This is a genomic window from Micrococcus sp. HG099 (assembly GCF_024723355.1).
Lineage (GTDB): Bacteria > Actinomycetota > Actinomycetes > Actinomycetales > Micrococcaceae > Micrococcus > Micrococcus endophyticus.
In genome coordinates, this window is record NZ_JANQCJ010000060.1 from 1 (window position 1) to 13,250 (window position 13,250).

Sequence of the window (13,250 nt, forward strand, 5' to 3'; positions counted from 1 at the left end):
CCGACCGGTGGACTTCGGCGCGGGGAGCAGCGGGCCGATCACGGCCCAGACCTCGTCCGAGATGACATCACGCGACATGACCCTAGACTCGCGCATCCACGTCCCCGAACCCTTTAGCAACACGCCCGAGGCCGCAGGCGCCCGCCGGCACCCGGTCCAGCCGGCCGAGGACGGCTCCTGGGTGGTCTTCACCGACCCGGCGGGCCACCTCTTCTGCCTCTGCCAGGCCTGACGGCCCGGTGCCCGGGGTCAGGCCCCCGGCGTCACTCCCCCGCGTCCGGCAGCGGCAGCATCGGCCGGTGCTCGTAGAACGTCTGCAGCACCACGGTGGTCCGCGTGTTCACGGAGGCGGTGTGCCGGATCTCGCTGACGAGGGCCTCGAGCTCCCGGGGCGAGCCCACGCGCACGAACAGCATGTAGGCGGCATCCCCGGCCACGGAGTGGCAGGCCTCGATCGCGGCGATGGGCTCGAGCAGCGCGGGGGCGTCGTCGGGCTGGCGGGGGTCCAGCGGGGTGATCTCGATGAACGCGGCGAGCGGCTTGCCCACGGCCTCGGGGTCGAGGATCGCCTGGTAGCCGGTGATCACGCCCGTGGACTCGAGCTTGCGCAGGCGCGCCTGCACGGCGGAGGCGGAGAGCCCCACCCGTTCCGAGAGCTGGGCCAGGGTGGCGCGCGGGTCGCGGGAGACCTCGGCGGCCAGGCGTGCGTCCACGGGGTCGTCCATGCGCGGAACGCTAGCAGGCGCGGTCGCCCTGTTTGACACCACCCCATCCCGCCGTGGATTCTTCTGGCAGTGACACCCGTCACCGGAAATTCTCCGCCCAGAGCGCGACAGGAGGCGACCATGTCCACTTCCCTGCACCCCCCGCAGGCCGTCATCGGCGAGCCGGAGGTCCTCGAGGACGTGCGCGCCGACGTCGCCGAGGCTCCCGGCCTCGCCGCGGCCGCCGACGTCGTCTCCCACCCGGCCTGGCTGCGCCTGAAGGCCGCCGCCACCGCCCTCCAGGGCCTGCAGGCCAAGGACGGCTCGGTCCCGGACCCCGCCGACCGCCCCGCCGCCGGCGGCCACGTCGAGACGATCACGGCCGCCGTCGCCGAGCTGGCCCCGCTGTTCCCGCACGACGCCGCCTACCTCGCCGCGCTGCCCCGCGACTTCGCGCGCTGGCGGGACGGCGGCTTCGGCGTGCCGGACTTCCTGGACTCCCTCGTGGCCTTCCAGCCGCAGGAGCACCGCGTGGACGGCATCCGCCACCTCGTGGTGTTCCCCATGTACACGCAGAACGGCTCGTCGTCCCGGCACGTCGAGGCGCTGCTGGTGGAGGCCATCTGGCCGGAGTTCATCGCGGAGCTCGAGGCCGGGGACTACGGCAACCGGCTCTTCCTCTCCCTGCGCCTGCTCGACTTCACCCCGGGCTACGAGACCAACTCGGCGGTCCTCTTCCCGGAGACCGTGGCGATGCGCGAGATCCCCACGTTCACGTGGGGCGCCATCTTCCAGGACCGCGAGGCGGCCCGCTTCCGGCGCGTGGTGGCCGCGGCCGCCGAGATCACCCGCCTGGACCTGCCCCAGGACGCGGCGGAGCTCGTCGCGGACCAGGACCTGGCCGAGCAGACGTTCGTGATGTGGGACCTCATTCACGACCGCACGCACATGCGCGGCGACCTGCCCTTCGACCCGTTCATGATCAAGCAGCGCATGCCGTTCTTCCTCTACACGCTCGAGGAGATGCGCTGCGACCTCACCGCGTTCCGCGAGTCGGTCCGGATCGAGCGCGAGCTCTCCGCCCGCGCCGCGGCCGGTGGGGAGCTGACGGCCGTCGAGGCGCAGACCCTGCGCCACGCGAAGCTGGTCCAGTACGCGGTGCTCTTCGACCGCGTCTTCCGCTTCGCCCTCACCGGCTCCCGCGTGCGCAACTACGACGGCCTGGGCGGCCAGCTGCTCTTCGCGTGGCTGCACCGCCGGCACGTGGTCCAGTGGCGGGACGTGAAGCTCACGATCGACTGGGACCGCCTGGCCGAGGCCGTCGTGGAGCTCGGCGACGCGATCGACCGCCTCTACTGGGAGTCCATCGACCGCCCCAAGACGGTGCACTGGCTCAAGGCCTACGAGCTCGTCGCCTCCGTGGTGGCCCCGCATCCCGCCTCCGTGTGGGCCCAGGGCCTGCCCCGCGAGGTGCTGGCCGGCCCGCCGAAGGAGATGACGGACCTCGTGCTCGACGACGAGTTCCCGCTGTCCATGTTCTTCGAGGCGCTGGACAAGAAGCTGCGCGGGGTCATCGAGTCCACCGCCGGCATCCGCGCCGCGGACGCCTGAGCCGTGGGGACGCTGACCGGACGCACCGTCCTGATCTCCGGCGCCACGAGCGCCTCCGGGCTCGCGGCCGCGCGCGCCCTCCTGGCCGCCGGCGCGGACGTGGTCGCCACGGGCCGCAGCCCGGAGCGGCTGGCGCCGCTGGCCGCCCTCGGCGCCCAGACCGCGGCCCTGGACCTCACCGACGAGGCGGCCGTGCGCGGCCTCGTCGAGGACCTGCACGCCCGCGGGGTCCGCGTGGACGGCCTGCTGCACCTCGTGGGCGGCTGGCGCGGCGGCGGCGGGCTCGCGGGGCAGTCCGAGGAGGACTACCGTGCCCTGGAGTCCTCCCTCACCGCGCTGCGGCACGTGAGCCGCGCCCTCGACGACGACCTGCGGGCGTCCTCGGCGGGCCGGCTGGCGATCGTCTCGTCCACGTCGGTCGCCCGCCCCCTGGCCGGCGGGGCCGCCTACGCCGCGGTGAAGGCCGCCTCGGAAGCCTGGACCCGCGCCGTGGCGCAGGGCTGGGCCAAGGCCGCCCGCGACGCCGGCACGGAGCTGCGCGGCGCGGCCGTGGTGCTGCGGGTGAAGTCCCTCGCCGGGCTGGAGGACCGGCTCGCGGAGCAGTTCGTCCGCCTGTGGTCCGCCGACGCGGCCCAGCTCAACGACTCGATCCTGGCCGTCCAGGAGAAGGAGACCGCCTGACATGCAGCAGATCCACGACCCGGCCTCCCGGGGCTTCGCCTCGGACAACTACTCGGGCGTCCACCCGGAGGTGCTCGCCGCGATCGCCGAGGCCAACGGCGGCCACCAGACGGCGTACGGCGAGGACGCGTACACGGCGCGCCTGGCGGAGGTGGTCCGCGGCCACTTCGGCGAGGACGCGCAGGTGTGGCCGATGTTCAACGGGACGGGCGCCAACGTCGTCGCGCTGCAGTCCATGCTCCCGCGCTGGGGCGCCGTGATCTGCGCGGACACCGCGCACATCCACGTGGACGAGGGCGGCGCCCCGGAGAAGTCGGCCGGGATCAAGCTGCTGACCGTGCCCACCCCGGACGGCAAGCTCACCCCCGAGCTGATCGATGTCCAGGCGTGGGGCTGGGGCGACGAGCACCGGGCCCAGCCCCTCGTCGTCGCGATCACCCAGTCCACCGAGCTGGGCACGCTCTACACCCCGGAGGAGATCCGGGCCATCACCGAGCACGCGCACGCCCGCGGCATGACCGTGTTCCTGGACGGGGCGCGCCTGGCCAACGCCGCGGCCGCCCTGGACCTGCCGCTGCGGGCGTTCACCACCGACGTCGGCGTGGACGTGCTCTCCCTCGGCGGCACCAAGAACGGCGCGCTCGGCGCCGAGGCCGTGGTGGCCCTGAACCCCGCCGCGACCACGGGCATGACGTACCTGCGCAAGAGCCAAATGCAGCTGGCCTCGAAGATGCGCTTCGTCTCCGCGCAGCTGCTCGCCCTGTTCGACGGGGACCTGCACCTGCGCACCGCGCGCCACGCCAACGCGATGGCGCAGCGCCTGCAGGACGCCGTCGCCGCCGGCATCGCGGACGGCTCGCTGCCCGGGGTCGCCCTGACCCAGCGGGCGCAGGTGAACGCGGTGTTCGCCACGCTGCCCGCGGGGGTGGCCGACCGGCTGCGCCGCTCGTTCCGGTTCTACGACTGGGACGAGGCCAAGGGCGAGGTCCGCTGGGTGTGCAGCTTCGACACCGCCGAGGAGGACGTGGACGCGTTCATGGCGGCGCTGCGCGCCGAGCTCGCCCCGGCCGACTGACGCCCCGGCACCCCGGCCGGCCGGCCTGAGCCGCCGGACGACGACGGCCGCTCGCCTCGCGGGCGGCCGTCGCCTCACTCGGCGGGCAGCTCCAGGAGGCGCTCGATGGCCTGGGCGACGCCGTCGTCGTCGCACTCGCCGACCACGGCGTCCGCGACCGCGAGCAGGGACTCGTGCCCCGAGGCCACGGCCAGGCCGAGGCCCGCCCAGGCGAGCATCTCCGTGTCGTTGGGCATGTCCCCGAACGCCACCACATCCCGCGCGTCCACGCCGCGCCGGGCCGCGAACTCGGCCAGCGTGGCCGCCTTGTGCACGCCGGGGGCGGCCATCTCCACGAGGGACACCCCGGGCGCCGAGTGGGTGGCGTTGAGCAGCGCGCCGAGCTCCTCGCGCGCGGCGGCGAGGAAGACGTCCGGGTCCATGGTGGAGGAGCGGGCCATCAGCTTCACCACGTCCACGTGGCCGGGCAGCACGCCCTCGAGCCGCTGGGCGGTGCGGAAGCCCTCCTCCAGCTCGCCCCGCTCGGAGAACGCGGACTCCCAGAAGAAGCCATCCAGGGTCTCGGCGCCGAAGGCGGCGGAGCGGTCCAGGGCGCGCAGCCGGCCGACGGCGTCCCACACGGCGTCCCGGTCCATCGGGTGGTGCAGCAGGACCTCGTCCGTGGCGGTGTCCACCACCACGGCGCCGTTGGAGCAGATCACGGGGCCCACCTGCCCGAGCTGCTCGCTCAGGGCGCCCAGCCAGCGCAGGGGCCGGCCGGTCACGAACACCACCTCGACGCCGGTCTCGTGCGCCTCCTGCAGCGCCGCGACCGTGCGCGGGCTCAGGTACCCCGAGCGGGTGTGCCGGTAGCCGATGATCGTGCCGTCCAGGTCGGTGGCGATCATCCGCGGGCGGCGCGGAGGCAGGGGCAGGGCGGGCATGCGCTCCAGTCTAGGTGCGGGCCCGACGCCGGGCCGGGCTGTTCTTCGCGGGCGTGCGCGGGCACGATGGGCGGGTGAACACCGTTTCCGCGCCCTCGCGCGCCCCCCGCACCGTGACCGTCACCGGCGCCGCCGGGAACATCGGCTACGCCCTGCTGTTCCGCATCGCCGCCGGCGGCATGCTCGGTCCGGACACCCCCGTCCGGCTGCGCCTGCTGGAGATCCCCGCCGCGCTGCGCGCCGCGGAGGGCACGGCCATGGAGCTCGCCGACGCCGCGTTCCCCCTGCTCGCGGAGGTGGAGGTCACGGACGACCCCGCGGTCGCGTTCGACGGCGTCCAGCACGCGATGCTCGTCGGCGCGCGCCCGCGCACGAAGGGCATGGAGCGCGGGGACCTGCTTGAGGCCAACGGCGGGATCTTCGGCCCCCAGGGCCGGGCGATCAACGACCACGCGGCGGACGACGTGCGCGTCGTCGTCGTGGGCAACCCGGCCAACACCAACGCGCTGATCGCCGCCGCCCACGCCCCGGACGTGCCCGCCGAGCGGTTCACCGCCCTCACCCGCCTGGACCACAACCGGGCTGTGGCGCAGCTGGCCGCGCGGGCCGGCGTCGCGGTGACGGACGTGGACGGCGTCACGATCTGGGGCAACCACTCGGCCACCCAGTTCCCGGACCTGACCCACGCCCGCGTGCGCGTGGACGGCGGCTGGCGGCCGGCGCTCGAGGTCGTGGACCCGGCGTGGGCGGCCGAGGAGTTCGTGCCCCGGGTGGCGAAGCGCGGCGCGGAGATCATCGAGGTGCGCGGGGCCTCCTCGGCGGCCTCGGCCGCGAGCGCGGCCGTCGACCACATGCGCGACTGGACCCTCGGGACGGGCGCGGGGGCGGACACGGCTGCGGGCGGCACCAGGCCGGGCGCCGGGACGGACGCGGGCCCGCGCTGGACCTCCGCCGCCGTGGTCTCGGACGGCTCCTACGGGGTGCCCGAGGGGCTGATCAGCTCGTTCCCCGTGACCTCGGACGGCGGCGCCGCGTGGCGGATCGTCCCGGGCCTGGCCCCGGACGAGTCGCTGCTGCCGGGGACGGGCGGGCGGCTGGCTGCCACGATCGCCGAGCTCGAGGCCGAGCGGGACGCGGTGCGCGGGCTCGGCCTGCTCTGAGCCTGGCGGAGCCGGGCTGCGCCGGGCCGGGGCGGGCACGCCGAGCCGAGGGCCGACGTCGTCCCGGCCCGGGCCGGAGCGGACCTCAGTCCGCGAGCTCGTCCCGCGTGGGCGGGTCGGCGCCGGGGCGCGAGGCCGTGATGGCCGAGGCGCGGGAGGCGTAGATCAGCACGGACTCCACGTCCGCGGGGTCCATGGCGTGCAGGCGCTCCCGGTTCTCGGCGCCGAGCAGGGAGCGGTCGTCGAGGGCGGCCAGGAGGGCGGCGGTGAAGGAGTCGCCGGCGCCCACGGTGTCCGCCACGTCCACGGGGACGATCGGCCGCTCCACCACGCCGTCCCGCGTGACGGCCACGATGTCCTCGGCGCCGCGCGTCATCACCACGAGCGCGGGGCCCATCCGCTGCCACGCCTGCAGGGTCTCGACCAGCGGGCGGGCCGGGTACAGCCAGGCGACGTCCTCGTCCGAGGCGTGCACCACGTCCGCCAGGCGCACGGACTCCTCGGCGCGGGCGCGGGCGAACGCCCGGTCCGGGACGATGCTGGGGCGCACGTTGGGGTCGTAGCTGATGGTGGTGTCCGCGGAGATCCGCTCGAGCAGGGACATCACGTCGGCGTCGCCCGGGGCGAGCATGGTGGCGATCGAGCCGGCGTGCATGTGGCGCAGGCGCCCGCCCGCGGCCGCGGCGAACTCCTCGGCGAGCTCCTCGGCCGGCGGCAGGGTCCAGTCCAGCTCGAACTCGTAGCTGGCGGCGCCCGTGGGGTCCAGGCGCGCGGTGGCCTGCGAGGTGGGGGCGGCGTCCTGCTCCAGGAGGCAGCGCACGCCGTTGTCCCGCAGATGGGAGGCGATCATGTCCCCGTGCTCGTCCCGGCCGAAGCGGCCGGCGAAGAGGACGGGACGGCCCAGGCGGCTCAGGCCCACGGCCACGTTCAGGGGGCTGCCCCCGACATGCACGCGGGGGGTCGCGGTGTCCGAGACCACGACGTCGACGAGCGCCTCTCCGATCACACCAAAGTACTGAGCCACACGCCCCACGGTACCCTAATCACCGTCGCGGAACCGGGGCCGGACGGAGCATTCCCGTTGCCCCTTGAAGCGTCCACCGCCCTCGTTTCCCTACCCCTGGCAGGCGACCGTGTCCTCATCCCCCTCCCGCCCCGCCCCCGGCTTCGGCTGGCGTCTCCACGGCGACGGCCGCACCATCACCTCCGGCACCGTTGTCGCCCCCGACGAGCGGCTGAGCTGGCCGCGGACCGTCGGCATCGGCGTCCAGCACGTCATGGCCATGTTCGGCGCCACCGTGCTCGTGCCCGCGCTGACCGGCATGCCGGCGACGACGGCGCTGCTGTTCTCCGGCGTCGGCACCCTGCTCTTCCTGCTGCTCACCGGCAACCGGCTGCCCTCCTATCTGGGCAGCTCGTTCGCGTTCATCGCCCCCATCACGGCGGCGACGACGGCCGGCGGCGTGGGCGCGGCGCTCGGCGGCGTCCTGGTCACCGGCATGCTGCTGGCGGTCATCGGCCTCATCGTCCACCGGGCGGGCACGGGGTGGATCCACGCCCTGATGCCGCCGGCGGTGATGGGCACGATCGTCGCGCTGATCGGCCTCAACCTCGCCGGCGCCACCACCACGGCCATGCAGGAGGTGCCGCTGACCACCTTCGGCACCGCCCTGGCCATCGTGCTCACCGCCGTGCTGTTCCGCGGCCTGCTGGGGCGCCTGTCCATCCTGGTGGGCATCGTCGTCGGGTACCTGCTCGCCCTGGCCCAGGGCCAGGTGGACTTCACCGCCGTGGGCGAGGCCGGCTGGCTGGGCCTGCCGCCGTTCCACGCCCCGGAGCTGCACTGGAACCTGCTGCCGCTGTTCCTGCCGGTGGTGCTGGTGCTCGTGGCGGAGAACATCGGGCACGTGCGCACCGTGGGCCTCATGACCAAGCGGGACCTGGACCCGCTCACGGGCCGCGCGCTGATCGCCGACGGCCTGTCCACCACCCTCTCCGGCCTCGGCGGCGGCGTGGGCACCACCACATACGCGGAGAACATCGGCGTGATGGCCTCCTCGCGCGTCTACTCGACGGCGGCGTACTGGGTGGCCGGCCTCACCGCGATCGCCCTCGCGTTCCTGCCGAAGTTCGGGGCCGCCGTCGCCACGATCCCCGCCGGGGTGGCCGGCGGCGCCGGCATCATCCTCTACGGGATGATCGGCGTGATGGGCGTGCGCATCTGGGTGCAGAACCGCGTGGACTTCTCCAACACCATCAACCTCATGACGGCCGGCGCCGGCCTGATCATCGCGATCGCCGACCCGCAGCTGGTGCTCGGCGGGCTCGTGTTCGGCGGCATCACACTCGGCACGATCGCCGCGCTCGTGGTGTACCACCTGATGATCGCGATCGCGCGGGTGCGCGACACCGAGCCGGTCTCCGAGGACGACGACGCCTACGAGGCCTCCGAGGCCGGCCGCCTGGGCTGACCGCCCAGGCGGCCGGCCATCCACGCGACGAGTCCCGCACAGTTGGGCTTAAACCGGGCGTTTGACCCCAACTGTGCGGGACTCGTCAAGGTTGCCGGGCGTGGTGAAGCGGGCAGGTCTCAGCCCAGGCTGAGCAGATAGGCGACCACGGGCCAGCCGTTCACGATCAGGTGGAGCACGATGTTGGCCGCGATGTTCCGGTACCGCCACCACAGCAGGCCCAGGAACAGGCCCATGGTGCCCTGCACGGCGACGAGCACGGCGAGGTCCATCGGCAGGTCTGCGATCCCGTGCGTGCCCGTGTGCATGAGCGCGAAGAGGATGCTCGTGGCGAGGATGCCGGCGGCGGGGCCGAGACCCGCCTCGAGCCGGGTCTGCAGCCAACGCCGATAGAACAGCTCCTCGCCCACGCCGGCAGTGACGGCGGTGACGACGGCCGCCACGATCAGGAACTCCACATCCGTCCCGGAGAAGTCGGCCGGCTCCACCCACGGCGCCGCCTGGGCGAGCCAGGTCCATACCGCCACCACGACCAGCGGGGCCCACCAGCGCCAGGCACCCCTCGCGATCCTGACCCTCACGCCGCCCTGCCACAGGAAGCGCAGGACGATCGCCGGCAGGATCAGGAACGTGAGCGCCTTGACCAGGACGAAGTCCGTCGAGTCCACGCCCAGGGGGCCGAGCACGATCATCAGGACCGCCGTCCCCAGCAGGAACCAGGTGCTCCGCCGGAACGCGCGCGGCTCCTCCACGAGCGCCGGCTGCGCGGTCCGCCGCAGGGGCAGCAGGAGCACCAGCGCCATCCCGACGGCGGGCGGCAGCAGCGCCTGCCCCAGCGGGAGCACCGGCGCGCTCGCATCCGCGGAGACGGGAATCCCCTGCGGGTGCGTCACGACGACAGCCCCCACCGCCGCCGCCCAGAGCGCCGCACAGACGACGAGGACGAGGCGGGAGAGGCTCGAGGGTGCCGGAGCGGCGGTTTCCTTCACGGCCGTACTCTAGGCGACGTCGACGTCCTCTCCACCCCTGCAAGGCGGCGGGCCCGGTCAGCGGGAGCTGTTGCCCCGCCGACCGCGGGCCACGCCCACGAAGGACTGCACGAGCTCGGAGTCGGCCTCCTTGAGCCAGGCCAGGGCGACGTCCCAGCCGGGGTGGCGGGCGGCGTCGTCGTCCTCCGCCTCCCCCGGACCGGCGGCGGCCGTCCCGGCATCCCCGGCGTCCGCCTCGACCTCGGCGCGCGTCGCGGCGGCCTCGCGGTCGGCGCGGGACATGCCCACGGTGTCGTCCAGGGCGGAGGCCAGCGGGAGCACCACCACGTCCTTGCGCCCGAACATGCGCGCCACGGACATGGGCAGCACCACGTGGCCCGCCCCGGACGCGGCGATCTCCAGGGCCATCCGCTCGCCCGCGCCGGGCAGCTCGGCGGAGTCGAGAGGATCCTCGACGGGCGCCGCGGCGAACCGGGCGGGGTCCAGCTCCTCCTCCGGGTCGAGCTCGGCGAGCGGCACGGGACCGTCCGCCTCGGCGTCCCACGCGGCCAGCAGGTGGTCCCTGCCCACGCACACCACGGGCAGCTCGGCGTACACGCCCACGAGGTGCACGCGCCGCGGGTCCACGCCGGCGGCGCGCAGCATCTCCTCGGCCTCGACGTCGCGGCGGCGCCGCACGTAGCCCAGCTGCGGCAGGGGGTGCCGCGGCATCCCGGCGTCGTCGTGGGCCAGGTGGGCCAGCTGGGAGGCCTCGTCGTGGTTCACGAGCTGCACCACGCGCTGCCGGGTGGTGAACCGGTCCACCCACGTGGACGGCGTCGCCCCGGGGATGGTGGCCAGGAACAGGGTCTCGGGGGGCGCGGCCAGGTCCGCGGGCGCGCTCGGGGCACGACGGCGGCCCTCGCCCCCGGCGCGGGAGCCGGACCCGGCCCGCTGGGGACCGCCGCCCTTGGCTCCGGCGCGGCCGCCCGTGCGGGTGGAGCGGGCGGGCCCGCCCCGGCTGGCGCGCTGGCGTCCTGCGCCGCGTCCGCCTCGTGCGCCGCTCAGCGGACCTTCTCCTTCAGGAAGGCCACGGCGCGGCCCCACGCGAGGGCGGCCGCCTCGGGGCGGTAGTTGCCCTGCGGGTCGTCGTCGTTGTGGAAGGCGTGGGGGGCGTCGTAGTAGAAGTACTCGACCTCGGCCCCGGACTCGTCCCGGATCTGCTGCTCCTGCTTCTTGGCGTCCTCGACGGAGAACATCGAGTCCTGCTCGCCGTAGTGGCCCTGGATCGCGGCCTTCACGCCCGCGAAATCGCCGGGCACGCCCTGGCCGACGCCGTAGAACGGCACGGCCGCGGAGACCTTCTCGCCCTGCTGGGCGGCCAGGGCCAGCACGAAGCCGCCGCCCATGCAGAAGCCGATCGCGCCGACGGTCGTGGAGGTGACCTCCTCGCGGGCCAGCAGCCAGTCCACGGCGCCGGCCAGCTGGCGGGCGCCCTCCTCGGCGGGCAGCTTCTGCATCATCTCGCCGGCCTCGTCGCCGTCGTGGGCGATCCAGCCGCCGTAGAGGTCCGGGGCGAGGGCCACGAAGCCCTCGGCCGCGAGCCGGTCGCAGACGTCCTTGATGTGGTCCACGAGGCCCCACCACTCCTGGATCACGATCACCGCGGGCCCGGAGCCGGACTCGGGCAGGGCGAGGTAGCCGTGGCCCACCTGGTCGCCGTCGTGGGAGGCGTCCTTGGAGGGCAGGTCGAACGTCGTGTTCTGGTGCGGGGTCTTCGAAGCCATCATGGGCCCCACACTACGAGCAGACCGGGCCCCTCATCGAGGGGCCCGGTCCGGGGGATGCGTCTCAGTCAGACGGTTGCACAGCGGTCTGTGCGGCGCTCAGGCTCAGGCCTGGACGTCGGCCTCGGGCAGCACGAAGGCGGCGCCGATCTCGAGCTTCACCTTGTCGGAGACCAGCACGCCGCCGGCCTCGGTGGCGGCGTTCCAGGTGAGGCCGAAGTCCTTGCGGGAGATCTCGCCCTTAGCCTCGAAGCCCACGCGGGTGGTGCCGAAGGGGTCCACGTCCTGGCCGCCGAGCTCGGCCTCGAGCTCCACGGTGCGGGTGACGCCGTGCAGGGTCAGCTCGCCGACCAGGGTGAACTCCTCGGCGGCGCCGCGGACCTCGGTGGAGCGGAAGGTCATGGTGGGGAACTGCTCGACGTCGAAGAAGTCGCCGGAGCGCAGGTGCTGGTCGCGGCCCTCGTTCTTGGTGTTGATCGAGGCGACGTCCACGGTCACCTCGACGGAGGAGGCGTTGAAGTCCTCGGCGACGACGAGCGTGCCCTCGACGGCCGCGAAGGTGCCGCGGACCTTGGAGATGCCGGCGTGGCGGACCACGAAGTCGACGTCGGAGTGGGCGGGGTCGAGGTTCCAGGTGCCGGTGGTGATCTGAGCCATGGGGTGCTCCTTCGGGGAGAGGTTTCGGGTGGTTCCGTGCTGCGTCCGGGGGGCGGGGTCCGGCCTGGTCTCCAGGCGTCCGGTCCGTGGCCTCCGGTCTCAGCATCGATTCAAGCATTAACCCTCGGGGTCGTCCAGCGGAAACTGCTTGAAATTGCAAAGAGTGATGAAAGTCACCATCCGGCGGCGGGTCCCGGCCGTCGCCGTGGGCCGGGACCGTTCCGACGAACGTCGCACGGGGACCCGACCCAGGTCTCTCCTGCCGGCGACGCGGCGTCCCTAACGTCCTGTGTGGCGGCCCGATCCGCGGCCGCGCCCCTCCACGTCAGGAACCCGTCATGCCCCACCGACCGTCCCCGTCCTCCCCCTCGCCGCGGCGGGGTCGACCCCTCCGGGGGCTGCGCGGCCTCGTCGCCGCCGGCGGGGTCGTGCTGCTGCTCGGATCCGCCGTGCAGCCGGCCGCCGCGCAGCCGGCCGACACCGCGGCGCAGTCGGCCGCCGTCGCGCACGCACCGTCGACGACGGCCACCGCCGCCTCGACGCCGCGACTTCCGCGCGTCGCCGCCGTCCGCGAGCTGGACGCGCGGATCGCCGAGGCGGGCGCCTACCTGTCCCGCGGGGCGGACGGCGTCCTCCGCTTCGACGCAGCGGCCGCCGCCGTGGACGGCGCCTCGGCGGACGTCCTCGACCTCGGGGCCGTGATGAACCAGATGGCCGGCCCCGCCTCCTCCGGGCCCCACGCGCAGGCGAAGCTCAGCCTTCCCGTCTGGGGCAACTGGTGCGGGCCCGGCCACGGCGGCGGAACGCCGATCGACGTCCTCGACTCGATCTGCCGCACCCACGACCGGTGCTACGGCGCCCGCGGCTACTTCGCCTGCTCGTGCGACCGTGAGATCGTCAAGAACATCCGCGCCAACGTCCACCGGATGGGCTCCCGCGAGAGCCTCGTGGCCGCGGCCGTGGCCACCTACTTCACCTACTGCCTCTGCAACCCCCTGAAGTGAGCCCGACCATGACCTCCGCGACCTCTTCATCGCCGGCCTCGCCCGCACCGGCGGCGGCCTGCCTCGTCCTGACCCTGGCGGCCACGGCCGCCCTGCCGGACTGGGGCGGCTCGGGCGTCGCCCGGCCGCTGTGGGCCCTCCTCCTCCCGGCCGCGCCGGGGCCTGTCCCTTATACACACCTGACGCTGCCGACGAGCTTACGCGGGTCG

At 74.2% G+C, this 13,250-nt stretch carries 14 protein-coding genes and 1 pseudogene; 8 read left to right on the forward strand and 7 right to left on the reverse strand.

Annotated features, from left to right (window positions below; genetic code table 11):
• Positions 1–232: VOC family protein (locus tag NWP10_RS06795; RefSeq protein WP_309137711.1), on the forward strand; the 232-nt coding region annotated here is incomplete at its 5' end.
• A gap of 31 nt (positions 233–263) precedes the next feature.
• Here the strand turns inward: NWP10_RS06795 and NWP10_RS06800 are convergent.
• Entirely contained in the window at positions 264–725 is a 462-nt protein-coding gene (locus NWP10_RS06800) for an Lrp/AsnC family transcriptional regulator (protein ID WP_184172829.1), read from the reverse strand.
• A 120-nt stretch (positions 726–845) separates the two neighbouring features.
• On the opposite strand from NWP10_RS06800, the gene NWP10_RS06805 reads away from it, so the two are divergent.
• From NWP10_RS06805 to NWP10_RS06815, 3 genes are read left to right on the forward strand one after another with little or no spacing between them, the layout of a single operon-like run.
• Positions 846–2,315 carry a DUF6421 family protein gene (locus NWP10_RS06805; protein WP_258300330.1) on the forward strand — a complete coding sequence of 490 codons (1,470 nt, stop codon included), beginning with the start codon at positions 846–848 and terminating at the stop codon, positions 2,313–2,315.
• Positions 2,316–2,318: 3 nt separating this feature from the next.
• Positions 2,319–2,996 (forward strand): SDR family NAD(P)-dependent oxidoreductase, encoded by a 678-nt coding sequence (locus tag NWP10_RS06810; protein ID WP_258300331.1) that lies wholly within the window; start codon positions 2,319–2,321, stop codon positions 2,994–2,996.
• Position 2,997: 1 nt separating this feature from the next.
• Positions 2,998–4,071, forward strand: a complete 1,074-nt coding sequence (locus tag NWP10_RS06815; RefSeq protein ID WP_258300332.1) for a low specificity L-threonine aldolase — start codon at positions 2,998–3,000, stop codon at positions 4,069–4,071.
• A gap of 74 nt (positions 4,072–4,145) precedes the next feature.
• On the opposite strand, the gene NWP10_RS06820 is transcribed toward NWP10_RS06815, so the two are convergent.
• A complete protein-coding gene (locus NWP10_RS06820; protein WP_258300333.1) occupies positions 4,146–4,994 on the reverse strand; it encodes a Cof-type HAD-IIB family hydrolase in 849 nt (282 codons plus the stop codon).
• 74 nt (positions 4,995–5,068) lie between these two features.
• On the opposite strand from NWP10_RS06820, the gene NWP10_RS06825 reads away from it, so the two are divergent.
• Complete coding sequence (locus NWP10_RS06825; protein WP_258300334.1) at positions 5,069–6,154, forward strand: malate dehydrogenase; 1,086 nt, start codon at positions 5,069–5,071, stop codon at positions 6,152–6,154.
• Between the two features lie 85 nt (positions 6,155–6,239).
• Here the strand turns inward: NWP10_RS06825 and NWP10_RS06830 are convergent, their stop codons facing one another.
• Positions 6,240–7,160: a carbohydrate kinase gene (locus tag NWP10_RS06830; protein ID WP_017489016.1), complete on the reverse strand. Its 921-nt coding sequence runs from the start codon at positions 7,158–7,160 to the stop codon at positions 6,240–6,242.
• Positions 7,161–7,287: 127 nt separating this feature from the next.
• On the opposite strand from NWP10_RS06830, the gene NWP10_RS06835 reads away from it, so the two are divergent.
• Complete coding sequence (locus tag NWP10_RS06835) at positions 7,288–8,625, forward strand: uracil-xanthine permease family protein (protein WP_258300335.1); 1,338 nt, start codon at positions 7,288–7,290, stop codon at positions 8,623–8,625.
• A 119-nt stretch (positions 8,626–8,744) separates the two neighbouring features.
• Here NWP10_RS06835 and NWP10_RS06840 read toward each other — a convergent pair whose 3' ends face one another.
• From NWP10_RS06840 to NWP10_RS06855, 4 genes are all read right to left on the reverse strand, one after another.
• The gene (locus NWP10_RS06840) at positions 8,745–9,614 is read right to left on the reverse strand and encodes a CPBP family intramembrane glutamic endopeptidase (protein ID WP_258300336.1); all 870 of its coding nucleotides are present in this window, start codon (positions 9,612–9,614) and stop codon (positions 8,745–8,747) included.
• 57 nt (positions 9,615–9,671) lie between these two features.
• Complete coding sequence (locus NWP10_RS06845; protein WP_258300337.1) at positions 9,672–10,700, reverse strand: hypothetical protein; 1,029 nt, start codon at positions 10,698–10,700, stop codon at positions 9,672–9,674.
• Positions 10,658–11,383, reverse strand: coding sequence for a dienelactone hydrolase family protein (locus NWP10_RS06850; RefSeq protein ID WP_158493178.1), 726 nt, complete (start codon positions 11,381–11,383; stop codon positions 10,658–10,660). The genes NWP10_RS06845 and NWP10_RS06850 overlap by 43 nt, the downstream gene beginning before the upstream one ends.
• Before the next feature lie 102 nt (positions 11,384–11,485).
• Positions 11,486–12,037 carry a YceI family protein gene (locus tag NWP10_RS06855; protein WP_258300338.1) on the reverse strand — a complete coding sequence of 184 codons (552 nt, stop codon included), beginning with the start codon at positions 12,035–12,037 and terminating at the stop codon, positions 11,486–11,488.
• 338 nt (positions 12,038–12,375) lie between these two features.
• Between NWP10_RS06855 and NWP10_RS06860 the strand changes: the two genes are divergently transcribed.
• Both NWP10_RS06860 and NWP10_RS06865 read left to right on the forward strand, forming a co-directional pair.
• A complete protein-coding gene (locus NWP10_RS06860) occupies positions 12,376–13,041 on the forward strand; it encodes a hypothetical protein (RefSeq protein WP_258300339.1) in 666 nt (221 codons plus the stop codon).
• A gap of 8 nt (positions 13,042–13,049) precedes the next feature.
• Positions 13,050–13,250 (forward strand): annotated as a pseudogene (locus NWP10_RS06865) (hypothetical protein); the annotation flags it as partial.